This is a genomic window from Duganella callida (genome assembly GCF_004614165.1).
Taxonomy (GTDB): domain Bacteria; phylum Pseudomonadota; class Gammaproteobacteria; order Burkholderiales; family Burkholderiaceae_D; genus Rugamonas; species Rugamonas callida.
Map to the genome: position 1 here is coordinate 120,695 of NZ_SPVG01000146.1, position 21,161 is coordinate 141,855.

General features: G+C 64.7%; 22 protein-coding genes. 11 read left to right on the forward strand and 11 right to left on the reverse strand.

Going from position 1 to position 21,161, the window contains the following annotated elements:
- Nucleotides 1-121 precede the first annotated feature (121 nt).
- The 3 genes from E4L98_RS14585 (at nt 122) to E4L98_RS14595 (ending at nt 3,900) form a co-directional block, all read left to right on the forward strand.
- Nucleotides 122-1,645 (forward strand): alpha/beta hydrolase family protein, encoded by a 1,524-nt coding sequence (locus E4L98_RS14585; RefSeq protein WP_229257397.1) that lies wholly within the window; start codon nt 122-124, stop codon nt 1,643-1,645.
- 173 nt (nt 1,646-1,818) lie between these two features.
- The gene (locus E4L98_RS14590) at nt 1,819-3,198 is read left to right on the forward strand and encodes an SGNH/GDSL hydrolase family protein (RefSeq protein ID WP_135202279.1); all 1,380 of its coding nucleotides are present in this window, start codon (nt 1,819-1,821) and stop codon (nt 3,196-3,198) included.
- Nucleotides 3,199-3,219: 21 nt separating this feature from the next.
- Complete coding sequence (locus E4L98_RS14595) at nt 3,220-3,900, forward strand: OmpW/AlkL family protein (RefSeq protein WP_135202280.1); 681 nt, start codon at nt 3,220-3,222, stop codon at nt 3,898-3,900.
- Between the two features lie 42 nt (nt 3,901-3,942).
- On the opposite strand, the gene E4L98_RS14600 is transcribed toward E4L98_RS14595, so the two are convergent.
- Nucleotides 3,943-5,127 carry an acyl-CoA dehydrogenase gene (locus tag E4L98_RS14600; protein ID WP_135202281.1) on the reverse strand — a complete coding sequence of 395 codons (1,185 nt, stop codon included), beginning with the start codon at nt 5,125-5,127 and terminating at the stop codon, nt 3,943-3,945.
- Between the two features lie 93 nt (nt 5,128-5,220).
- Complete coding sequence (locus E4L98_RS14605) at nt 5,221-5,724, reverse strand: flavin reductase family protein (RefSeq protein ID WP_135202282.1); 504 nt, start codon at nt 5,722-5,724, stop codon at nt 5,221-5,223.
- A 95-nt stretch (nt 5,725-5,819) separates the two neighbouring features.
- On the opposite strand from E4L98_RS14605, the gene msrA reads away from it, so the two are divergent.
- A complete protein-coding gene (gene msrA, locus E4L98_RS14610) occupies nt 5,820-6,353 on the forward strand; it encodes a peptide-methionine (S)-S-oxide reductase MsrA (protein ID WP_135202283.1) in 534 nt (177 codons plus the stop codon).
- Here the strand turns inward: msrA and E4L98_RS14615 are convergent.
- Nucleotides 6,322-7,569: a class I SAM-dependent methyltransferase gene (locus tag E4L98_RS14615; protein WP_135202284.1), complete on the reverse strand. Its 1,248-nt coding sequence runs from the start codon at nt 7,567-7,569 to the stop codon at nt 6,322-6,324. The two genes, msrA and E4L98_RS14615, sit on opposite strands and share 32 nt — an antisense overlap.
- Nucleotides 7,570-7,638: 69 nt before the next feature.
- The gene (gene pdxH / locus E4L98_RS14620) at nt 7,639-8,874 is read right to left on the reverse strand and encodes a pyridoxamine 5'-phosphate oxidase (protein ID WP_135202285.1); all 1,236 of its coding nucleotides are present in this window, start codon (nt 8,872-8,874) and stop codon (nt 7,639-7,641) included.
- Nucleotides 8,875-9,138: 264 nt separating this feature from the next.
- Between pdxH and E4L98_RS14625 the strand changes: the two genes are divergently transcribed.
- Complete coding sequence (locus tag E4L98_RS14625; protein WP_135202286.1) at nt 9,139-10,119, forward strand: NAD(P)H-quinone oxidoreductase; 981 nt, start codon at nt 9,139-9,141, stop codon at nt 10,117-10,119.
- A 177-nt stretch (nt 10,120-10,296) separates the two neighbouring features.
- The gene (locus E4L98_RS14630; protein ID WP_135202287.1) at nt 10,297-10,845 is read left to right on the forward strand and encodes a hypothetical protein; all 549 of its coding nucleotides are present in this window, start codon (nt 10,297-10,299) and stop codon (nt 10,843-10,845) included.
- A 4-nt stretch (nt 10,846-10,849) separates the two neighbouring features.
- Here the strand turns inward: E4L98_RS14630 and E4L98_RS14635 are convergent, their stop codons facing one another.
- Nucleotides 10,850-11,665 (reverse strand): DUF6624 domain-containing protein, encoded by an 816-nt coding sequence (locus E4L98_RS14635; RefSeq protein ID WP_135202288.1) that lies wholly within the window; start codon nt 11,663-11,665, stop codon nt 10,850-10,852.
- Between the two features lie 87 nt (nt 11,666-11,752).
- Between E4L98_RS14635 and tcdA the strand changes: the two genes are divergently transcribed.
- The 3 genes from tcdA to cysK all read left to right on the forward strand — a co-directional run bounded on the left by tcdA (nt 11,753) and on the right by cysK (nt 14,152).
- Nucleotides 11,753-12,598: a tRNA cyclic N6-threonylcarbamoyladenosine(37) synthase TcdA gene (tcdA, locus tag E4L98_RS14640; RefSeq protein WP_135202289.1), complete on the forward strand. Its 846-nt coding sequence runs from the start codon at nt 11,753-11,755 to the stop codon at nt 12,596-12,598.
- A gap of 46 nt (nt 12,599-12,644) precedes the next feature.
- Nucleotides 12,645-13,154, forward strand: a complete 510-nt coding sequence (locus E4L98_RS14645) for an FKBP-type peptidyl-prolyl cis-trans isomerase (protein ID WP_135202290.1) — start codon at nt 12,645-12,647, stop codon at nt 13,152-13,154.
- A 65-nt stretch (nt 13,155-13,219) separates the two neighbouring features.
- Complete coding sequence (gene cysK, locus E4L98_RS14650; RefSeq protein ID WP_135202291.1) at nt 13,220-14,152, forward strand: cysteine synthase A; 933 nt, start codon at nt 13,220-13,222, stop codon at nt 14,150-14,152.
- Here cysK and E4L98_RS14655 read toward each other — a convergent pair.
- A complete protein-coding gene (locus tag E4L98_RS14655) occupies nt 14,149-15,180 on the reverse strand; it encodes a cation diffusion facilitator family transporter (RefSeq protein WP_135202292.1) in 1,032 nt (343 codons plus the stop codon). The two genes, cysK and E4L98_RS14655, sit on opposite strands and share 4 nt — an antisense overlap.
- The gene (locus E4L98_RS14660; protein ID WP_135202293.1) at nt 15,177-15,503 is read right to left on the reverse strand and encodes an ArsR/SmtB family transcription factor; all 327 of its coding nucleotides are present in this window, start codon (nt 15,501-15,503) and stop codon (nt 15,177-15,179) included. Before E4L98_RS14660 ends, E4L98_RS14655 begins: the two co-directional genes overlap by 4 nt.
- A gap of 151 nt (nt 15,504-15,654) precedes the next feature.
- Here E4L98_RS14660 and E4L98_RS14665 point away from each other — a divergent pair, with 151 nt between their 5' ends.
- Entirely contained in the window at nt 15,655-16,239 is a 585-nt protein-coding gene (locus E4L98_RS14665) for a diguanylate cyclase (RefSeq protein ID WP_229257394.1), read from the forward strand.
- 48 nt (nt 16,240-16,287) lie between these two features.
- On the opposite strand, the gene E4L98_RS14670 is transcribed toward E4L98_RS14665, so the two are convergent.
- From E4L98_RS14670 to E4L98_RS14680, 3 genes are all read right to left on the reverse strand, one after another.
- Nucleotides 16,288-16,863, reverse strand: a complete 576-nt coding sequence (locus E4L98_RS14670; protein WP_135202294.1) for a hypothetical protein — start codon at nt 16,861-16,863, stop codon at nt 16,288-16,290.
- 3 nt (nt 16,864-16,866) lie between these two features.
- The gene (locus E4L98_RS14675; RefSeq protein ID WP_135202295.1) at nt 16,867-17,607 is read right to left on the reverse strand and encodes a P-loop NTPase family protein; all 741 of its coding nucleotides are present in this window, start codon (nt 17,605-17,607) and stop codon (nt 16,867-16,869) included.
- Between the two features lie 61 nt (nt 17,608-17,668).
- Nucleotides 17,669-18,157: a CinA family protein gene (locus E4L98_RS14680; protein ID WP_135202296.1), complete on the reverse strand. Its 489-nt coding sequence runs from the start codon at nt 18,155-18,157 to the stop codon at nt 17,669-17,671.
- Nucleotides 18,158-18,353: 196 nt separating this feature from the next.
- Between E4L98_RS14680 and E4L98_RS14685 the strand changes: the two genes are divergently transcribed.
- Nucleotides 18,354-20,972, forward strand: a complete 2,619-nt coding sequence (locus E4L98_RS14685; RefSeq protein WP_135202297.1) for an EAL domain-containing protein — start codon at nt 18,354-18,356, stop codon at nt 20,970-20,972.
- On the opposite strand, the gene E4L98_RS30025 is transcribed toward E4L98_RS14685, so the two are convergent.
- Nucleotides 20,957-21,115 (reverse strand): hypothetical protein, encoded by a 159-nt coding sequence (locus E4L98_RS30025; RefSeq protein WP_167761330.1) that lies wholly within the window; start codon nt 21,113-21,115, stop codon nt 20,957-20,959. The genes E4L98_RS14685 and E4L98_RS30025 overlap by 16 nt on opposite strands.
- Between the last annotated feature and the right edge of the window lie 46 nt (nt 21,116-21,161).

Genomic DNA, 21,161 nt, shown 5'->3' on the forward strand with positions numbered 1-21,161 from the left:
CTTGCTTCGCGCGGGGTCGTCCACGCCGGGACAGCCTGCTAAGATGGCCGCGTTGCCGGCCGAATCTCTCGCCCGGCCGTCTGGCAAGGATGAGATGATGCGTGAGGTACGCTGGGCTTGGATGGTTCCTTTGGCTGCACTGCTGGCTTCCTGCGGCGGTGGCGGCGGCAGCGCCGGCAATACCGCCGGCAGTGTGGTGGTGACGCCGCCGACGGCGCCGGTGACTTCACTGCGCGGCCAGGTGATCGGCAGCGCCACACTGGTGCCGACCACCATCGCCGGTGTTGCCGCCACCACCATCTCGCCGGCCGCGCTGAAAACCGCGCTCGACACCTCCAGCACGCTGGGCAGCACCGTTACCGGCACGCCGACCTGCGCCGTCACGGTCTACACGGTCAAGTATCACACCATCGATGGCGCTGGCAACGATACGCCGGCCAACGCCGCCATCTATGCGCCGTCGGGCAGCTATGCGGGCTGCCAGGGCGGCCGCCCGGTGCTGCTGTACGCGCACGGCACCTCGGTGCTGAAGAGTACCGACATGGCCGACCTCAACGCCACCGAGCCGCTGCTGATCGCCGGCATGTTCGCGGCCCAGGGCTACATCGTGGTGGCGCCCAATTACGTCGGCTATGCCGGCTCCACTGCCGGCTATCACCCGTATCTGGATGCGGCGCAGCAGTCGGCCGACATGATCGACGCGCTGCGCGCCGCGCGCAGCGTGTTCGCCAGCATCAACGTGGGCACCTCCAGCCGCCTGCTGGTGACCGGCTACTCGCAGGGCGGCTACGTGGCGCTGGCCACCCAGCGCGCCATGCAGACCACGCTGGCCAGCGAGTTCAACCTGACCGCGGCGGCGCCGATGTCCGGTCCGTATGCGCTGCTGCAATTCGGCGACACCATCTTCAACGGCGCGCCGACCACCGGCTCGGCCGGCTTCATCCCGCTGATCATCAATGCCGCACAGCGCGCCGGCGCCGGCATCTACACCAGCACCAGCGACGTCTACGAGGCCAGGTACGCCAGCGGCATCGACACGCTGCTGCCCGGCACGCAGGGGCTGGGCGATCTGGTAACGGCCGGCAAATTGCCGAACGACGTGCTGTTTGCCTCGGATTCGCTGCCGCAGGCGGCGGGCTACGGCAGCTTTTTCGGCCCCGACCACCTGATCAAGACCAGCTACCGCGACGCCTATCTGGCCGACCTCAAGGCCAATCCCTGCAACGGCAGCAGCGGCGCGCCGCTCAACTGCAGCCCGGCCCAGCCGCTGCGCAAGTGGCTGCTGAAGAACGATCTGCGCACCTATGTCCCCAATGTGCCGACCTTCTTGTGCGGCGGTGACGCCGATCCGCTGGTGCCGTTTGTGAACACGGTGTCCACCGCCGCCTATTTCCGCTCACAAAACACCGCCGGCCTGCAGCTGACCGTGCTGAACGTTGACGACAACTCGCTGCTGGCGCCGTATGCCACCACGCGCGCCGAATTCGCCGCCGCCAAGGAAGCGCTGCGGCAATACACCCTGCGGCAGACCGGCAGCGCCGCCGCCGCCGACGCGGCCGTGAAGGATGCCTACCACGCCGGCCTGGTGGCGCCGTTCTGCCTGCGCGAAGCGCGCAATTACCTCGATTCTGCACCAACGCGGTGAGTTTCCTTTGATGCAAATCAATAGTCACCGAGCAAGCGTTCTTTTTTTTAAACACCCCTGTCGATTTTAGGGGTGTTCCTCTATACAAGCGTACCCAACGCTGGCATATTAGTTGTATTGCGAATAGCACGGCCGTTCGCATAACATGACAAAAAGATATTTGAGGAGACAACATGCGTCACACCAAACTTGCCCTGGCTGCAATGGCTCTGGCCGTCCTTGCGGGCTGCGGCGGCGGCAGCGATCCGGCCCCGGGCGATCAAACCACCAAAGTCAAATATGCGTCGCAGGTATCGTTCGGCGATTCCCTGTCCGACGTCGGCACCTATGCGGTCGGCACGGTGGCTGCGCTGAAGGGCGGCAAGTTCACCATCAACGGCGACAACACCGCCATCAGCTCGACCCTGACCGGCAAGAACTGGACCGAACTGGTCGCCGCCCAGATCGGCGTGGCGGCCCCCTGCGCGGCCGTCACCGGCCTCGATGGCGATGCCAGCAAAGGCTTCTCGGTTCCGGCCACCGCCCACGCCGGCTGCTACGGCTATGCCCAGGGCGGCGCCCGCGTAACCAATCCGGTCGGCCCGAACAACAAACTGACCGGCAGCGCGCTGGGCGCGCTGACCTATCCGGTCGCCACCCAGATCGCCAACCACCTGAAAGCGGTCGGCGGCAAATTCAAGGGCGATGAACTGGTGCTGGTCATGGCCGGCGGCAACGACGCGCTGTTCCAGCTGGGCGCGCTGAGCACGGCCGCCACCGCGGCCGGCACCGCGGCCGGCAACACCGCCTATGTCACCAGCCTGGTCGGCCAACTGGCCGCCGGCGCCACCGATCCGAAGACCGCGGCGCAAGCGATCGGCCTGGCGGCGCAAACCGCCGCCGCGCAGCCTGGTGCGACCCAGACCACCATCACCCAGGCCGCCATTGGCGCCGCCGCGGTCCAGCCAGGTAACTCGTCGGTCGCCTCGCCGGCGGTGTACGGCCCGATGGTGACCAAGGCCACCGCCGACGCCACCGCCGCCGGCCAGAAGGCCGGCACCGACTACGCCACCGCCCACGGTCCGGAACTGGTCGCTGCCATGGGCCAGGCCGGCACCGAACTGGTGGCGCTGGTAAAGAATCAGCTGATCGCCAACGGTGCCAATTATGTGGTGGTCAACAACCTGCCTGACGTCGCCACCACGCCGGCCGGCCGCGCCAAGGATGCCGCCACCCAGGCGCTGATCAACGCCATGGTGTCCGCCTTCAACACCGCGCTCAGCAGCGGCCTCGGCAGCGAAGCCAAGGTGCTGCTGGTCGACGTGTTTGCCGTCAGCCACGACCAGGCCACCAATCCCGGCCCGTACGGTCTGACCAACGTCTCGGAAACCGCCTGCGACCTGTCGACTGCCAAGAATCCGCTGGGCAGCTCGCTGACCTGCAACGGCGGCAACCTGAAGTCGGGCGACGTGAGCCACTACTCCTTCGCTGACGATGTGCATCCAACCCCGTTCAACAATCTGCTGCTGGCGCGTTACGTGGCCGAGAAGATGGTGGTCAAGGGCTGGCTGTAATCACAAAGATCAGGAGACGATATGAAGAACACGGTAAAACTGCTGGCGCTGGCCGCCGCGATGACGGTAGCCTCGGCCGCTTCGGCGCAACAGGAACAGGGCACCTGGCTGGGCACCCTGGGCGTGAACAAGATCACGCCGAAAGTCGAGTCGGGCGATGTCTCGGCGCCGGCGCTGCCCGGCACCAAGACCGACGTGGAGTCGGACACCAAGCCGCGCTTCACGATAGGCTACATGCTGCGCGATAACATCTCGGTGGAGCTGGATCTGGGTCTGCCATACAAGCACGACCTGCTGGGCGCCGGCGCGATCCAGGGCACCGGCAAGCTGGCGACGGCGGAAGTGCTGCCGCCGACCGCCTTTATCCAGTACCGCTTCCTGCCGGCCAACGCGACCTTCCGTCCGTACGTCGGCCTGGGCGTGACCTACGCGATGTTCCAGAAGGAGCGCGGCTCGGGCCAGCTGACGGCGGTGCTGAACACCGGCGGTCCCGGCTCGACCTTCAAGCTGGACGACAAGTGGGCCGCCAGCTTCCAGATCGGCGCGACCTACAAGATCAATGAAAAGTGGTTTCTGGACGCCTCGGTCATCAAGACCAAGCTGAAGACCACGGCCCATTACTCGACCGGCCAGGTGCAGGATGTGCGGCTGGACCCGCTGGCGGTCAACTTCAGCGTCGGCTACGCCTTCAAGGGCTTCTAGAAGTAAAAACCGCTGCCTCGGCAGCGGTTTTTTTTTGCAGGCTTACTGGAACGCCTGGATGCCGGTCTGGGCCCGGCCCAGGATCAGCGCGTGAATGTCGTGCGTGCCTTCATAGGTGTTCACCACTTCCAGGTTCACCATGTGGCGGATGATGCCGAATTCATCCGAGATGCCGTTCCCGCCCAGCATGTCGCGCGCGGTGCGGGCGATGTCGAGCGATTTGCCGCAGGAATTGCGCTTCATCATCGAGGTGATTTCCACCGCCGCCGTGCCCTCATCCTTCATGCGGCCCAGGCGCAGACAGCCCTGCAGGCCCATGGTGATTTCGGTCTGCATGTCGGCCAGCTTCTTCTGGATCAGCTGGTTGGCGGCCAGCGGACGGCCGAACTGCGAACGGTCGATCACATACTGGCGCGCCGTATGCCAGCACGATTCCGCCGCGCCCAGCGCGCCCCAGGCGATGCCGTAGCGCGCCGAGTTCAGGCAGGTGAACGGCCCCTTCAGGCCGCGCACATCCGGGAAGGCGTTCTCTTCCGGGCAGAACACGTTATCCATGACGATCTCGCCGGTGATCGAGGCGCGCAGGCCGAACTTGCCGTGGATCGCCGGCGCGCTCAGGCCGGCCATGCCCTTTTCCAGCACGAAGCCGCGGATCGCGCCCTCGTCATCCTTGGCCCACACCACGAACACATCGGCCACCGGCGAATTGGTGATCCACATCTTGGCCCCGGTCAGCGCATAGCCGCCCGGCACCTTGCGCGCGCGCGTGACCATCGAGGCCGGATCGGAGCCGTGATTCGGCTCGGTCAGGCCGAAGCAGCCTATCCATTCGCCAGTGGCCAGCTTGGGCAGATATTTCTGTTTCTGCGCCTCGGTGCCGAACTCGTAGATCGGCACCATCACCAGCGACGACTGCACGCTCATCATCGAGCGATAGCCGGAATCGACGCGCTCGACTTCGCGCGCGATCAGGCCGTAGGCGACGTAGTTCAGGCCGGGGCCGCCGTACTGTTCCGGGATGGTCGGCCCCAGCAGGCCGAGCTCGCCCATTTCGCGGAAGATGGTGCTGTCCATCTTTTCGTGGCGGAAGGCTTCGAGGATGCGCGGCTGCAGCTTGTCCTGGCAATAGGCGGCGGCGGCGTCGCGCACCATGCGCTCGTCGTCGGTCAGTTGCTGGTCCAGCAGCAGGGGATCATCCCAGTGGAATTGGGCGCGGGCTTGGCTCATGGATAGTCTCTCGTTATGGTGGTGAATGCTGCCAGCATTCTATGCCTGAGCCCCGGTGCGCGCTTTTCAAATGGCGACACCAATTTCCGTTTTTTACCCCAGGCTGCCGAACTGGCCGCTGTGGAAGATCAGCGGCGGGCACGGCGAAAACTCGCAGAGTTCCACTTCGCCAACAAAAATCACGTGGTCGCCCTCGGGATAGCGGCTGCGGTTGTGGCATTCGAACCAGGCCGAGGCGCCTTTCAGGATGGGCTGGCCGGTGCGCGACAGTTCGTACTCCACGCCTTCCCAGGGATCGATGCCGCGTGTGGCGAAGCGCTTGGCCAGGTGCGCCTGCTGGGCATTGAGCACGTTGATCACATAATGCGAGTTGCCGGTGAAAATCGGCATGCTGTTGGCATTGTTGGACAGGCTCCACAGCACCAGCGGCGGTTCCAGCGAGACGGAATTGAAGGAACTGGCCGTCAGGCCGCGAAACGTGCCGTCGGCCAGACGCGTGGTGATCACGGTCACGCCGGTGGCGAACTGGCCCAGCGCCTGACGGAAATGGGCCGTGTCGAAAGTGCGCTCTGCTGCGCGCGGGGAAGAGGTGTTCATGCAGCCATTATGCCAAAGATCGTCGCGCCATAGCGGATCGCACCGGTTTGGGTTACAGTAAGGCTGTAGGTGAGTCTTCTATACAAGGGGGAGTCATGGCAGGCAATTCGGAAACCGCGATACTCGGCGGCGGCTGCTTCTGGTGCACCGAGGCGGTGTATCTGGAAGTGAAAGGCGTTACGTCGGTGGAGTCCGGCTACACGGGCGGCCAGGCCGAGCATCCCACCTATGAACAGGTGTGCGCCGGCACCACCGGCCACGCGGAAGTGGTGCGGCTGCAATTCGATCCCGACGTGATCAGCTACCGCGACCTGCTGGAAATCTTCTTCACCATTCACGACCCGACCACCCTCAACCGCCAGGGCAACGACGTCGGCACGCAGTACCGCTCGGTGATCTACCACCTGTCGCCGCAGCAGGAGGCGACCGCGCGCCAGGTGATCGCCGAAATGGCCCATGTCTGGGATGCGCCCATCGTCACCGAGCTGGCGCCGGCCCAGACCTTCTACAAGGCCGAGGACTACCACCAGGATTACTTCCGCCAGCACCCCTTGCAGGGCTACTGTGCGTTCGTGGTGGCGCCCAAGGTCGACAAGTTCAGGAAACTGTATGCGCAGCGCTTGAAGTGAACGCCGGCTGCCCCTCCTGGTACATGTAGTTGCGCGACCACGGCAGGCCGCCGGTGCGCTGCCCCGCCTTGCGCGCCACGATCTGGTACAGGCTGATCCAGTCCTGCTCGAAGCCGTAACTGCAGCCGGCCAGGTAGACGTGCCAGATGCGGTAGCGTTTGTCGCCGGCCAGCGCGCGCACGCGCTCGGCCCGGGCCTCGAAATTGTCGGTCCACAGCGCGCAGGTGCGGGCATAGTGCTTGCGCAGGTTTTCCACGTCGAACACTTCCAGCTGGCCCTGCTGCATGGTCTTCAGCACATTGCCGATGTGCGCCAGCTCGCCGTGCGGGAACACGTATTTTTCGATGAACTCGCCGCCGCCGTAGGGGGTCTCGCCGTTGTCGGGATCGGTGGAGGTGATGCCGTGGTTCATCACCACGCCCTCGGGCGCCAGCAGGCGGTGGATGATGCCGAAGTATTCCGGCAGGTGGCGCGTGCCCACGTGCTCGAACATGCCGACGCTGGTGATGCGGTCGAACTGGCCCTGCACGTCGCGGTAATCCTGGATGCGGATCTCGATCAGATGCTCGAGCCCGGCCTCGCGCACACGCTGCTTGGCCAGCGCGAACTGGTTTTCCGACAGCGTGATGCCGACGCAGCGCGCCTGGTATTTCTGCGCCGCGCGGATCACCAGCGCGCCCCAGCCGCAGCCGATGTCGAGCAGCGTCTGGCCCGGCCGCAGGTCGATCTTGCGCAGGATGTGGTCGATCTTCTTCAGCTGGGCGGTGGCCAGATCCTCGTCGCCGTTCTCGAAGTAGGCGCAGGAATACACCATGCGCGGATCGAGGAACTGCTGGTAGAACTCGTTGGAGACATCGTAGTGGTAGCGGATCGCCTCGGCATCCTTCTGCTTGTTGTGGCTGATGGTGCGCACCATGCGCGCGAACTTGCCTTCCGCCTTCAGCGTGCTGCGCGCCAGCGCGTTGACCACCGCGATCATGTCGTTGGCCTTGCCCTTGACCTCGATCGCGCCTTCCACGTAGGCGGTGCCGAGGTTGGACAGCGAGGGCGTCAGCAGGTAGCGCGCGGCCGAGATGTTCGGCAGCTTGATGGTGACGCGCGGGGCCTCGCTCGACAGATCGACCTGCTGGCCGTTCCATAGTTCGATGCGCAGCGGCAGGGTGAGTTGCTGGCGGATGCCGTCGATCCAGTTGCTGAGTTGATTCTGTACGAACAAGATAACCTCCGAGTCAGAATAAAAAAAGACCACCGCAAGCGATGGTCCTGGTCTCGGATCGGACGCTGCTCAAGGTTGCAGGCGTTCTTTCACCCAGCTGCCATCCGCTTGTTTCTGATACACGATCCGGTCGTGGAAACGCGAACGGCGTCCCTGCCAGAACTCGATGCGCACCGGCTCCAGGCGGTATCCGCCCCAGTGCGCCGGCCGCACCGGATGCGCGCCGCTGACCGCGGCGGCGGCATCGTAATTGGCTTCCATCTGTTCCCGGTTGGCGATGGGCGCACTCTGCTGCGAGGCGATCGCAGCGATCTGGCTCTTCACCGGCCGGCTGTAAAAGTACTTGTCGCTTTCTTCCGCCGCGGTCCGCACCACGCTGCCCTCGATGCGCACCTGACGTTCCAGCTCGCTCCAGAAGAACAGCAGGGCGGCGTGCGGATTGCCGCGCAGCTGCTGGCCTTTCAGGCTGTCGTAATTGGTGTACCAGGTGAAGCCGCGCTGGTCGTATTGCTTGATCAGGACGATGCGCGAACTGGGCTTGCCGTCCGCGTCCACCGTGGCCACGCTCATCGCGTTGGGCTCGTTCACCTTTGCTTGCAGCGCTTCCTCAAACCATTTGCCGAACTGGGCGATCGGATCGTCCAGCACGTCGTGTTCCGTCAGGCTGGCGCGGCCGTAATCGAGGCGCAGATCCGCCAGCACGACACCGTCGGCCACCGTGGGGTTGACCGCCTGCGTCTGTTGTTCCGGCACCTGACTGTATGGCAGGGCGGGGGGGATGCCGCGCCGCACCTGCATCGCGCTGCCCAGCTGCGCCATCTGTTCCTCGCTGAACAGGCGCTTGGCCATGGGGGCGATATTGCCTTCCTCGACCGCCATGTGGGCGGCGTAGGCATCGCAGTAGCGCGCCACGTCCTCGGACGACAAGGCCGCGCTGCTGCCGTTGGCAATCAGTTCAAGTTGCGATTTGATTATAGACCAGTCTCTATCCATTTGCTGGTGACCCTGCAAAATGGCAGGGGTAAGTTCTTCCAGCAGGGTCGCATCGGCGCCACGTGCGGTGGCCTGCAGCATCGGCAGCAGGTTCTGTTCCTCGTCCTCGTGGTGCAGGTGGGCGGCGTGGTTGAAGTATTTCAACACCGCCTGGGCGGCCTTCTGCGCGTCGGCGTCGGCGCCATGCTTGGGCAGGTGGGCCAGCAGGTTCTGCAGCGTCTGCAGCTGCTTGCGGATGCGGTCGTGGCAATGTTTCAGCACGGCGATCGGCTGGCTGAAGTCCGGGGCGGTATCGATCAGGGCGTTGCTCATGGTTGTGCTCTCTCGGGTGTGACAGTGCATTTTAGAGGAATTCCGCAGAGTCGGGATTTAGCCCGCCAATGCTTGACGATACCAGCCGGTCTGGCTCCGGCAAAGCCGCTCAGCCTGGTCGAAAAGGAGAAGCGCTCGCTGTCCCTTCGCGATTGTCCGCAAAATGCGTCGCCTGCGATGATGGCACCACGGACGTCAGCTGAACCACTGCAGTGACGGAGGCGCGATGCGACGTCGCGTGGGTTTAACTCATCAAGGGCAAACATGAAAGCAGTTACTTTTGACGAATTCGGTCCTGCCGACGTATTGAGAATTTCCGAGGTGCCCGATCCCGTGCCGCGCCCGAACGATTTGATCGTCCGTGTTCGCGCAGCTGGCGTGAACCGGGCCGACCTGACCCACCGCCGTGGGGGATACGGCCGCCCTGACTTCGGCGACTCGTCCATCATGGGCCTGGAAATCGCGGGTGAGGTCACCGCCCTGGGTGAAAACGTCCGGGACTATAAAATCGGCGATCGCATCATGGGCATCGTCGGCGGCGGTGCGTATGCCGAAGTGGCGCGCATCGACTATCGCATGGCCATGCCTGTCCCGGACGGCCTCGATTACATCCAGGCCGCCGCAATTACGGAAGTATTCGTCACTGCTCACGAGGCGCTGATCCACCTCGGGAGATTGCAGCCAGGTGAAATTGTGCTGATCCATGCTGGCGCCGGCGGTGTTGGTGGTGCGGCTGTCCAGCTGGCACACGCCATCGGTGCAAGAGTCATTACGACGGCCCGGGCACCAGTCCATGATCTGGTGCTCCGCCTCGGGGCGGACCACGCTATCGACTACATCAATGATGATTTCGCCCCTGTCGTCGCGCATCTGACCGACCATCGTGGCGTCGATCTGATTCTTGACTTCATTGGCGCTCCTTACTTCGAACGCAACGTTAACGCGCTGGCCTTCGGCGGCCGCCTGGTCCAGGTCGGCATCATGGGCGGTATCGAAAACGCGACGATTTCCCTGGAGCGGCTGCTTTACCGGCACCTGCAAATCATCGGTACCGTCATGAAGTCGCGCAGCCAGGAGGTCAAACATGGCATGTCCCGGCGCTTCAAGGAGCGTTGGCTGGACAAGTTTGGCCCCAATGGACTGACCCCGGTGATTGACAGCGTCTTCCCATTGGCCGAGGCCGGCGCGGCGCAGCAGCGCATGGAAGATGGTCTGAATGTCGGCAAAATCGTTCTGACCGTGTAGTGGCAGACGCGACTTTGTCGAGTAACGAACCTCGACGCTGCATGGTTGTCGCCGGCCGAGCGTCAGCGCCGCCTGTGCCAGCACCGTGGTATTCCCGCCGCTATCGGCAAACAGCCGCTTGCACACCGCTTGCCCACTGTAGCAGTGGCGATGCAGCTAAATTTCAGGAGAAATATCATGACAGTCATCCGTGCCGATCTGGTTTTGTCGCAATCCGCGTTCAGCCACATCATTGAAGTGCCGTTCGAAAAAGTGGATATCGCCAAGTGGCTGTTCTCGCTGCCTGATGCGGAATATCAGCGTTGCGCTGCGCCGGACCATATCGCCGCCGGCGCCACCTATACCGACGACGGCCGGCGCATGTCCATCAACGTCGAAATGATCGGCACCGGCCTGGTGGTGCAGCATTATGTGGGCGAGATTACCGAAGCGGCACACTGCCGCATGGTATCGACCTCGGATGTATTCACCCCCAATGGCCGCACCAAGGTGCAAGTGATCTGGGACCTGAGCGCCAAGAAAATCGACGAAAATCGTACCGAATACACGAACGCCGTTATCTCGCACCCAACGGAAGAATTCCTGACCTTCATTAAAGAGCATGGCATCACCTGGGAGCGGGCTTGCGCCGATCGCCAGGCCTCATCCGGCGACCACAATCGCCGGGAAACTCCTTTGTTCGCTGAAAGTATCGCTCGCGCGGCACTTGCGCACACCCATGCATAGAATTTCAGCCTGCGTCAGGCTTGCCCGTTTCCACAAATTCCAGCATGACGCCGGCGCGTTGCAAGCCGTAGATGACTTTGCCGATGGTTTCATAGTCCGCCGCCGGTGAATCGATGTGTAGCCGGACTTTAAGTATCTTGTTGGCCTGGATGAAGGCCAGCAATTCCTCCGGCGTCCGCAGCGACGTTCGCGCGACCTGGATGCCGCCGTCGCCGACACTGACGTCAGCTGCCTCGCTGAGCATGGCCTTCCGATCGACCGCGGCCACGTTCGGATCGTAGCTGTCAGCGCAAATCGGCTTGAACCCCGCCAGGTATTGTTCCATCGGGATCAGGCCGGCCTGCGTGCGGCGTTTCGCCAGACCCGCTGGGTCTTCCACTTCGAATGGCTGCCATTCTTCGCGGCTGACGCACTGGCCCTGGGTGCCGTAACGCTGCGGATCGTGGGTGCGGTCGTAGAGATAGGCGTAGTTTTTCAACGAGGCCTGGCCTTGCGCGATCAGCGGCTGCATCAGCTCCAGCACCTGGCGCTGGAACTTGATGTCGCGGTCGGCGTGCTGGGCCAGCAGCCAGGCGGCGTCGGCACCATCCTGGTCCACCATGGCGACGGTCGGCCAGCCGTATTGGCCGACGATTTCCTTCAGCCGCTTGAGGTTGGGGAGGTCGGCCTCGGCATAACCTTTTTGCGGATCGAAATGCTGTCGCACCGCTTGATCGGCATCGCGCATGGCCAGCAGTTCCGCGCGCAGCGCCGGTTGCGTCGGGGCGGCGTGGGCGCTGGCGGTGGCCAGCAGCAGGGCAAGCAGAAAAATGGTGCGCATCGGTACAGCATAGCATGTTGCCGAATTCGCAAATGCGCGGATTGTCACGTTTCGGCGCCGCCCGGCGGGGTCCGGTAAAATGCCGGGATGAACAGCATTTCTCCTGACTTTAACGACGTCGACTTCGAGCGGCGTTTCGGCGGCATCGCCCGCCTGTACGGCGCGCATGCGCTCGAGCGCTTCCGCAGCGCCCACGTCTGCGTGGTCGGCGTCGGCGGCGTCGGTTCGTGGATCGTCGAGGCGCTGGCGCGCAGCGCCATCGGCCAGCTCACGCTGATCGACCTCGACAACGTGGCCGAATCGAACATCAACCGCCAGATCCAGGCGCTGAGCAGCACGGTGGGCATGGCCAAGATCACCGCGCTGGCGCAGCGTATCGCCGAGATCAACCCGTTCTGCCAGGTCAACCAGATCGAGGACTTCGTCGATCCCGACAACCTGGCGCAGATGATCGGCGTCGGCCAGTACGATTACCTGATCGACGCCACCGACACCGTCAAGGCCAAGGCCGCGATGCTGGCCTGGGCGCGCCAGCACGACCTGCCGGTGATCACCATCGGCAGCGCCGGCGGCAAGACCGACGCGTCGCAGATTTCAGTGCGCGACCTGGCCAAGACCGAGCAGGAACCGCTGCTGAAAAAGGTGCGCAAGGTGATGCGCAGCCAGTACGGCTTCCCGCGCGGCGAAAAGACCAAGTTCCACATCGATGCCGTGTTCTCGATGGAGCCGCTGACCTTCCCGGACACCGGCGAGGTGTGCGCGGTGGACGGCGACGAGCGCGCCGGCGGCGTCACCGGCCTGAATTGCGCCGGCTTCGGTTCCGCCATGGTGGTGACTGCCACCTTCGGCATGGTCGCGGCCGGCCACGCGCTGCGCAAGCTGGCCGATGGCGCGCTGCCGCCGGCCGCCGGGAATGTCGCGCAGCCCGCGTAGTTTGCTATCATTGCGAGCTGTCTACAGACTCATCGAAAGAATGCACATGAAGCGTAGTTCCGTTTTTGCCGCCGTGCTGCTGGCGGTGTCCGCTGCCGCCGCCGTCGCACAGCAAGCCCAGACGCCCCCGGCCCAGCCTGAAGCGGCCGCTGCCGCCACCCCGGCTGCGCCGGTGGTGCCCGGTTCGGCCCAGCCCGGCCCGGCCGCCGAGCAACTGATCATCACCGACACCAAGATCGGCACCGGCCGCGAAGCCACCACCGGCGCCACGGTCTACATGCATTACTCGGGCTGGCTGTATCGTCCGCTGGCCAAGGGCATGCACGGCCGCCTGTTCGACTCGTCCTATCCGCGCGGCGAACCGCTCGACTTCGTGCTGGGCGCCGGCCGCGTGATCAAGGGCTGGGACCAGGGCGTGCAGGGCATGAAGGTGGGCGGCAAGCGCACCCTGATCATTCCGGCCGAACTGGCGTATGGCTCGCGTCCTTCGCCGGGCAGCAACATCCCGCCGAATTCCGCGCTGATCTTCGACGTCGAACTGGTGGACGTGAAGTAAACTGTAATCGCCGGCGCGAAAGCGGGTAGACTGCATACTCCATCCCTCTCACGCCGGAGGTTCCCATGAATGTCGCAAACGACGTCACCGCACTGATAGGCCGTACCCCGCTGGTACGCCTCAACCGGCTGACCCAGGGCTGCCCGGCCCAGGTGCTGGCCAAACTGGAATTCCAGAATCCCGCCCACAGCGTCAAGGACCGCATCGGCCTGGCGATGATCGAGGCGGCGGAAGCGGCCGGCAAGATCCGGCCCGACACCATCATCCTCGAACCGACCAGCGGTAACACCGGCATCGCGCTGGCGATGGTGTGCGCGGCGCGCGGCTACCGCTGCACGCTGGTGATGCCCGATACCATGAGCCGCGAACGGCGCATGCTGCTGCGCGCGTACGGCGCCGAACTGGTGCTGACGCCGGGCAGCGAGGGCATGCTGGGCGCGATCCGCCGCGCCGACGAGATGGCGCAGGCCGATCCGCGCTATCTGATGCCGCAGCAGTTCAACAATCCGGCCAATCCCGAGGTGCACCGCCGCACCACGGCCGAGGAAATCTGGAACGATACCGATGGCCGCGTGGATATGCTGGTGGCCGGCATCGGCACCGGCGGCACGATCACGGGCGTGGGCGAGGTGCTGAAGGAGCGCAAGCCGGGCTTCCGCTGCGTGGCGGTGGAGCCGGAGGCATCGCCGATTTTATCCAGGGGCACCAAGGGACCGCACCCGATCCAGGGCATAGGCGCCGGCTTCGTGCCGGCCGTGCTGAACACGCACATCTACGACGAGATCGTCTGCGTGAAGAATGAGGACGCGTTCGACACCGCGCGCCGGGCGGCCAGCCAGGAAGGGCTGCTGGTGGGGATTTCGTCGGGCGCCGCGTTGTGGGCGGCGCTGCAGGTGGCGCGGCGGCCGGAGAATGCCAACCAGATCATCGTCACCATCATCCCCTCGTTCGGCGAACGCTACCTGAGTACCGCGCTGTACGCCAACCTGGCCGATTAGTGTGCGTGGGCGTGCGCGGCCGGGGCCGCCTGCAGGCAGCATTCGGTGCTGCTGGCGCCCTGGCGCACCTGCAGGGTGCTGTGCTGGATGGCGAATTCCTCGCGCAGCTCCTTGCTGATGGCGTCCATCACCTGGTCGCCCGGATAACCGGCCGGCACCACCAGCTGCGCCGTCAGCGCGTTTTCGGTGGTGCTCATGGCCCAGATATGGAGGTCGTGCACTTCGCTGACGCCGGGGCGCGCCCGCAGGAATTGTTCGATGCCGGCGCGGTCCACATTGTCCGGCACCGCCGCCATCACCATGCGCAGCGATTGCGTCAGCAGCGACCAGGTGCTCATCGCGATGAAGACCACGATGGCGATGCTGACCAGCGGGTCCAGCCAGTTCCAGCCGGTGTAGCGCACGATCAGGCCGGCCACCAGCACCCCCAGCGAGATGGCGGCATCGGCGGCCATGTGCAGGTAGGCGCCGCGGATATTGATGTCGTCCTTGCTGCCGGCCATGAACAGCCAGGCCGAAAAACCATTGATCAGGATGCCGACGCCGGCCACCACCGACACCGTGAAGCCGGCCACCGGATCGGGATGCACCAGCTGCTGCACCGCCTCCCAGGCGATGCCGCCGCAGGCCGCCATCAGCAGCATGGCGTTGAACAGCGCGGCCAGCATCGAGGTGCTGCGCAGGCCGTAAGTGTAGCGCTGGTTGGGTGCGCGCTTGGCGAGGATGGCGGCGCCCCAGGCCAGCATCAGGCCCAGCACGTCGGACAGGTTGTGGCCGGCGTCGGCCATCAGCGCGGTGGAATTGGCCAGGAAGCCGTAGAAGAACTCGACCGCCACGAACACGGTGTTGAGCACGATGGCGATGGCGAAGGCGCGGCCCATGGTGTTGGGATCGCCGTGGTGGTGATGGTGGTGGCCTTGACCGTGATCGTGGTGATCGTGCCCGTGGTGGTGGCCGCGCGCCTTGGCGTGATCATGACCATGGTGATGATCGTGGTCGTGATGGTCGTGATCGTGGTGCTTGCTCATGCTTCGTTCCCGGTGGAAGGTTCGGCGATATGTTCCAGCATATCGTTGAGGACGCCGCTGATGTGGGCGTCGGCGGCGGAATAGAACACCTGCTTGCCCTGGCGCTCGGCCTTGACGATGCGGGCGGCGCGCAACAGGCGCAGATGGTGACTGACCAGCGAACCGCTCAGATCGAGCGTGCTGGCAATCTCGCTGACCGCGATCGGCTTGGGCATGCAAGCCAGCACGATGCGCAAGCGGGTCGGATCGCCGAGCAGGTGAAACAGGTCCGCCAGTTGCGCGATCTGCGGATCGCAATTGGCATAATCGGGTTGGCAGCTCATGATTGCTAACGTATGAATAGGTGTTCACATGTTAGCAGAGATTGGCGCGCTTGCGGCGCAGTCTGACGCTGTTGCAGCGCAATATCCTATGGTTGTTGTCAAATGGGCACCGTAGCATGGCGGTTGAGCGAACCAGACTGAAGGAGCTGTGGTGAACCATCTGAGCGAACAATACCTGATGTACTTCATCGTCCCGCTGTGGCTGGCGGCCGGGGTGGCGGACTGGATCATGCACCGCCGTGCCGGCATCGAGCATAACAGCGGTCCCAGGGAATCGATGATCCATCTGCTGATGCTGGCCGAGATGGGCTTGCCGGTGCTGGCCGGGCTGTTCCTGCAGGTGAATGCGCTGGTGTTGTTGCTGATGGTGGCCGCCTTCTTCGTGCACGAAGCCACCGCGATGTGGGACGTCAGCTACGCCGTCACGCGGCGCGTGGTGACGCCGCTCGAGCAGCACATCCACAGCTTCCTGGAAATGCTGCCGTTGATGGCGGTGTCGATGATGGTGCTGCTGCACTGGAACCAGTTTGCCGCGCTGTTTGGCGCCGGTGCCGAAGCGGCCGACTTCAGCCTGCGCTGGAAGGAATCGCCGCTGCCGCGCCATTACGTTCTGTGGCTGATGGGCGCCATCGTGGTGTTCGAACTGCTGCCGTACGCCGAGGAATTCCTGCGCACCCTGCGCGGCACATCGCGATCCGGGGTCAGTTCTGCCAATCGCACACGAGCCCAGCCGTAGCGAACACTACGGCTGGGCTCGTGTGCGATTGGCAGAACTGACCCCGGATTATTTTTGCAGCTCGGCCTGCAGTTGGGCGCGGGCTTTGGGGTCGAGTTTCTGGATGGCTTTTTCGAGCTTGGCGGCGTTTTGCAGCGCCAGGGTTTGTTCCGGCGTCAGCGCCGCCGGCGCGATGACCGGGGCGGCGGCTGGCGCTGGCCGGCGGAACGCGGCCTGGCCGCCCAGCACGATCAGCGCGCTCAGCAGCGAAATGCCGGCGGCCGCCAGCAGCAGGCGGATTTCGCGCGGGTTGAACCGCGGTGCCTGGGTGGCGATCGGCCGTACCGGGCCGGCCGGCGGTGTTGGCACGTAGCCGGGCGGATGCTCGGCCGGTGCCGGGGTTTCGTTGGAGGCGTCCAGCGCCGGTCTGGCCGGGTGGCCATCGGTCGCGCCGGACAAGCCGCCCGCTTGGCGCACCTGCTGCGCCAACGCCTGCGAGGCGGCGTCGATGGCGGCGATGTGGCGTTCCACCGCGTCCTCCAGCACCGCCTCGTTCAGCGCCACCAGCGCGAACACGGGGTCGTCGACGTCGATCCGGACGCCGGTCTTTTCAAATACCAGGGTGCGCAGCTTGTGCTGATCCATGGCTTACCACTGCACTTTGTCGAGTTGCTCGAACAGGTCGCGGAACACGACCTTGATGCGCTGCTTTTCCATGATGTTGAATTTGTCGCTCTCGCGCACTTCGTTGGCGGTCAGGCGCGCGGTGTTCATCTTCTTGAGGTCGGCGCCGAAGGTGTCCGCATTGCGCGCCGACAGCACCACCCGGCCCACCACGCGCGACGCGTTGTCGGCATAGGTCTGCGATTCGGTGAACTGCTTGCCGGCCGCCGATTGCAGTAGGCCGAAATGTTCGTTTTCCCACAGCACCAGTGGCACGTCGGTCGACTTGGCGGTGGAGACGAAGCCCATGGCGGTGTCGTGCAGGGTGTCGCCGCCGCCGACGATGGTGTGGATGTAGACCTTGCGGCCCGATTCCTTGAGCAGGGCGAAGCAGTCGTTCTCGATCAGGTAGCCCATCAGCGGCGAGAAGGTGTTGGCGCCGTTGTCGATGACGCAGTTGCCTTCTTCTTCCAGGATGTCGATCATCAGGGCGTCGAAGCGCTTGGGGTCGATGGTGCGGCTGTCGGTCATCACCGGCACGTGCTTGACGTTCAGCGCCTTGTAGCGCGAGAAGGTCGAGTTCTCCTGATCGGTGTCATAACAGCGCAGCGGCTGCTGGCCTTCGGCCACGTCCTTGCTGGCGAGCCACTGCGCGAGGATGGTCGAGACCAGCGTCTTGCCGATGCCGCCTTTGCCCTGGAGAATAAAATGTACCGTGTTTTGCATCACTACCCCTGAACGCCCGAATGCGACGAGAGTAATGGTTTTGTGGTCCTATGGCAACTGCTTAGTTAATGAAACGGAGCAAGCCTTGCAGCGCATGAATGACGGTCTGTTCGCGCACCGCCTTGCGGTCGCCGCTGAAGACGAGCCGCTCGGTATGGACGGTGTCGGCATTGGCCCAGCCGAAGCAGACCGTGCCGACCGGCTTGCCCGGCACCGCGCCGGTGGGACCGGCGATGCCGGTGGTCGAGACGGCGATGTGCGCATTGCTGGAACCCAGCGCGCCGCTGGCCATGGCGGCCGCCACTTCTTCCGACACGCTGCCCATCTGCGCGATCAGCGCGGCCGAGACGTCCAGCAGCTCGGTCTTGGAGGCGTTGGAATACACCACGAAGCCGCAGTCGAACCAGGCGGTGGAGCCGGCAATCTCGGTGATCGCCTGGGCGATGCCGCCGCCGGTGCAGGATTCGGCCGTGGCCAGTATCAGCCCTTTTTCCTGCAGGGCTTTGCCGACCTGCGCGGCGAGATCGAGGATGGTTTCGCTGTTGCTCATGGCTGTTCCTTCTCTGATACGGGCGTGCTGTCACTGTACCATGCAGCGCGCAACCGATGCCAGTGGCGCACGGAAATTTATGCAACTGCAACTTCGCGCATCTGTGCGCCACGCTCTGTAAAGGCTGGTATCCTTGCCTGAAAGAAGCGGTCTGGGCAGCCCAAACCTCGCTGCCGGCCGCTCTCACGGAGGCATCATGATCAGCCAGACCGACATCAACCACGCCCGCATCCTGATCGTCGACGATCAGCCGGTGAATGTCGAACTGTTGGACTACCTGTTGAAATCGACCGGCTACCAGGCGGTCAGCTCGACCACCGATCCGCGCGTGGTGGCCGGCTGGCATGCCGAGCACCGCTACGACCTGATCATCCTCGACCTGCAGATGCCCAACATGAGCGGCTTCGACGTGATGGAGGCGCTCAAGCCGCTGGAACCGGACGGCTGGCTGCCGGTGCTGGTGGTCACCGCCCAGCCCGATCACAAGATGCGCGCCTTCGAGCAGGGCGCGCGCGATTTCATCAGCAAGCCGTTCGATCCGATCGAGACGCTGATGCGCATCCGTAACATGCTGGAGATGCGCCTGCTCCACCGTCGCGAGCGCGATTACAACGCGCTGCTGGAACAGACGGTGCGCGAGCGCACCGCCGAGTTGCAGCGCTTCCGCAGCGCCATGGACGCCACCGCCGACGCCATCTTCCTGCTCGACGCCGCCAGCGCGGAGATCGTCGACATCAACGATGGCGCCTGCCGCATGCTGGCCTATCCGCGCGACGAACTGCTGGGACCGATCGCCAGCCGCATCGGCCTGGGCACGCTGCCGGCGTTGCGGGCGCAGGCCGAGCGCCTGGCCGATTACGCCGCCGCGATCGGCCCGGCGCGTTCGCCGGAACTGCACGAACTGGAACTGATGCGCAGCGACCTGATCACGGTGCCGGTGGAGCTGTACTGGCAGCTGCTGCAGCGTCCTGGACAACCGAACGTGATGCTGGGCGTGGCGCGCGATATCAGCGAGCGCAAGCAGGCCGAGGAATTGTTGCAGCACATGGCGCATTACGACAGCCTGACCGGCCTGCCCAACCGCACGCTGTTCTACAAGACGCTGGCCGACTGCATCGTGCTCGCCCAGGACAAACCGTGGCGCATCGTGGTGCTGTTCATCGGCCTGGACCGCTTCAAGAACATCAACGATTCGCTCGGCGCGGCGCGCGGCGACGATCTGCTGCGCCAGTTCAGCAACCGCCTGGTGCAGCGCGTGCGCATCCGCGACACCGTCGGCCGCCTGGGCGGCGACCAGTTCGCGCTGATCCTGACCATGAGCCGCGACCAGCAGGACGCCGTCAACGCCGCCCACGAAGTGCGCGAAGCGCTGCGCCAGCCGTTCGACCTCGGCGGCCAGCAGGCCGCGCTGAGCGCCAGCATCGGCATCTCCATCTACCCGGACGACACCACCGATCCGGAAAACCTGATCAATTTCGCCGAGACCGCCATGGAGCGCGCCAAGCAGGCCGGCCGCGACGGTTACCGCTTCTTCACCGCCAACATGAACGTGCAGGTGCTGGCGCGGCTGGACATGGAACTGGCGCTGCGGCGCGCCTTCGACGAGCAGGAATTACTGCTGCACTTCCAGCCCAAGGTCAACCTGAACACCGGCGCCTTCGCCGGCGTGGAATCGCTGCTGCGCTGGCAGCGGCCCGGCCACGGCCTGGTCTATCCGGCCGAGTTCGTGCCGGTATTGGAAGATACCGGGCTGGTGGTGCGGGTCGGCAACTGGATCATCGACGCCGCCTGCCGCCAGATCGCCGCCTGGCTGCAGGAAGACGTGGGACCGGTGCGGGTGGCGGTCAACGTCGCCAGCCGCCAGTTCATCGAAGGCGACCTCGAGCAGACGGTGCGCGAGGCGCTGGAACGCCACAAGGTGCCGGCCGAGCTGCTGGAGCTGGAACTGACCGAGAGCGCGCTGATGTCCAACGCCGAGCGCACCATCACCGTGCTGAAGAACCTGAAGGCGATCGGCATCAAGGTCGCCATCGACGATTTCGGCACCGGGTATTCCTCGCTGTCCTATCTGCAGCGCTTCCCGATCGACAAGCTGAAGATCGACATCGCTTTCGTGCGCGAGATCACCACCAACCCCAACGACGCGGCCATCGCCCAGGCCATCATCAGCATGGCGCACAGCCTCAAGTTGCAGGTGATCGCGGAAGGGGTGGAGACGCGGCCCCAGCTCGAATACCTGCGGCGCGGCCGCTGCGATGAAATCCAGGGCTATTTCTTCAGCCGGCCGTTGCCGCCCAGGGAGTTGGGCGAGCTGGTCAAGTCAGGCCGCTGCCTGCCGCCGCCGCCGGGCGATGCGCGCCAGCCGGCGCAGACGCTGTTGATCGTCGACGACGATGTCAACGTGCTGGCCTCGCTGCACCGGCTGTTCCGTCGCGACGGCTACCAGATCCTCACCGCCGCCACGCCGGCCGAGGCGTTCGAACTGCTGGCCCTGCATTCGGTGCAGGTGATCGTCTGCGACCAGCGCATGCCGCAGATGAGCGGCACCGAGTTCCTCAGCAAGGTCAAGGAGATTTATCCGGACACCATCCGCATCATTCTGTCCGGCTATACCGGGCTGGAAGCGGTGCTGGATTCCATCAACCGCGGCGCCATCTACCGCTTCTACACCAAGCCCTGGGACGACACCCAGCTGCGCGACAACATCCGTCTGGCCTTCCACCACTACTGGCTGATGCACGGCAGCGGCCGCCGTGTCGGCCAGCCGGGCGAGGATGTCACCGCCATGCAGGCGGCGCTTCAGGACGCGAAGTGATCGAAGCCGTGCAGCCGTAGTTCCAGCGGCTGGCCGCCGGCATCGACCAGCCTCAGGCCCGGTTCGCTGGTGATGCTGCCGACGCGCGTGACCGGTGTGGCGGCGCCGCCGCCGGCGGCGATGATGGCGGCGCGCGCCGCCACCGGCGCGGCGCGGACGCTGCCCGCCGTAATCTTCTCCTATCCGGCC

What these genes read in the sequence shown, in the direction of transcription:
- msrA (WP_135202283.1), top strand. Translation starts at nt 5,820, where the DNA reads ATGGCAGGCAATTCGGAAACCGCGATACTCGGCGGCGGCTGCTTCTGG.
- E4L98_RS14660 (WP_135202293.1), bottom strand. Translation starts at nt 15,503, where the DNA reads ATGAGCTGCCAACCCGATTATGCCAATTGCGATCCGCAGATCGCGCAA.
- E4L98_RS14685 (WP_135202297.1), top strand. Translation starts at nt 18,354, where the DNA reads ATGATCAGCCAGACCGACATCAACCACGCCCGCATCCTGATCGTCGAC.
- E4L98_RS14595 (WP_135202280.1), top strand. Translation starts at nt 3,220, where the DNA reads ATGAAGAACACGGTAAAACTGCTGGCGCTGGCCGCCGCGATGACGGTA.
- E4L98_RS14670 (WP_135202294.1), bottom strand. Translation starts at nt 16,863, where the DNA reads ATGGATCAGCACAAGCTGCGCACCCTGGTATTTGAAAAGACCGGCGTC.
- E4L98_RS14655 (WP_135202292.1), bottom strand. Translation starts at nt 15,180, where the DNA reads ATGAGCAAGCACCACGATCACGACCATCACGACCACGATCATCACCAT.
- E4L98_RS14625 (WP_135202286.1), top strand. Translation starts at nt 9,139, where the DNA reads ATGAAAGCAGTTACTTTTGACGAATTCGGTCCTGCCGACGTATTGAGA.
- E4L98_RS14600 (WP_135202281.1), bottom strand. Translation starts at nt 5,127, where the DNA reads ATGAGCCAAGCCCGCGCCCAATTCCACTGGGATGATCCCCTGCTGCTG.
- E4L98_RS14675 (WP_135202295.1), bottom strand. Translation starts at nt 17,607, where the DNA reads ATGCAAAACACGGTACATTTTATTCTCCAGGGCAAAGGCGGCATCGGC.
- E4L98_RS14605 (WP_135202282.1), bottom strand. Translation starts at nt 5,724, where the DNA reads ATGAACACCTCTTCCCCGCGCGCAGCAGAGCGCACTTTCGACACGGCC.
- E4L98_RS14585 (WP_229257397.1), top strand. Translation starts at nt 122, where the DNA reads ATGGTTCCTTTGGCTGCACTGCTGGCTTCCTGCGGCGGTGGCGGCGGC.
- tcdA (WP_135202289.1), top strand. Translation starts at nt 11,753, where the DNA reads ATGAACAGCATTTCTCCTGACTTTAACGACGTCGACTTCGAGCGGCGT.
- E4L98_RS14630 (WP_135202287.1), top strand. Translation starts at nt 10,297, where the DNA reads ATGACAGTCATCCGTGCCGATCTGGTTTTGTCGCAATCCGCGTTCAGC.
- E4L98_RS14590 (WP_135202279.1), top strand. Translation starts at nt 1,819, where the DNA reads ATGCGTCACACCAAACTTGCCCTGGCTGCAATGGCTCTGGCCGTCCTT.
- E4L98_RS14680 (WP_135202296.1), bottom strand. Translation starts at nt 18,157, where the DNA reads ATGAGCAACAGCGAAACCATCCTCGATCTCGCCGCGCAGGTCGGCAAA.
- pdxH (WP_135202285.1), bottom strand. Translation starts at nt 8,874, where the DNA reads ATGAGCAACGCCCTGATCGATACCGCCCCGGACTTCAGCCAGCCGATC.
- cysK (WP_135202291.1), top strand. Translation starts at nt 13,220, where the DNA reads ATGAATGTCGCAAACGACGTCACCGCACTGATAGGCCGTACCCCGCTG.
- E4L98_RS14645 (WP_135202290.1), top strand. Translation starts at nt 12,645, where the DNA reads ATGAAGCGTAGTTCCGTTTTTGCCGCCGTGCTGCTGGCGGTGTCCGCT.
- E4L98_RS14635 (WP_135202288.1), bottom strand. Translation starts at nt 11,665, where the DNA reads ATGCGCACCATTTTTCTGCTTGCCCTGCTGCTGGCCACCGCCAGCGCC.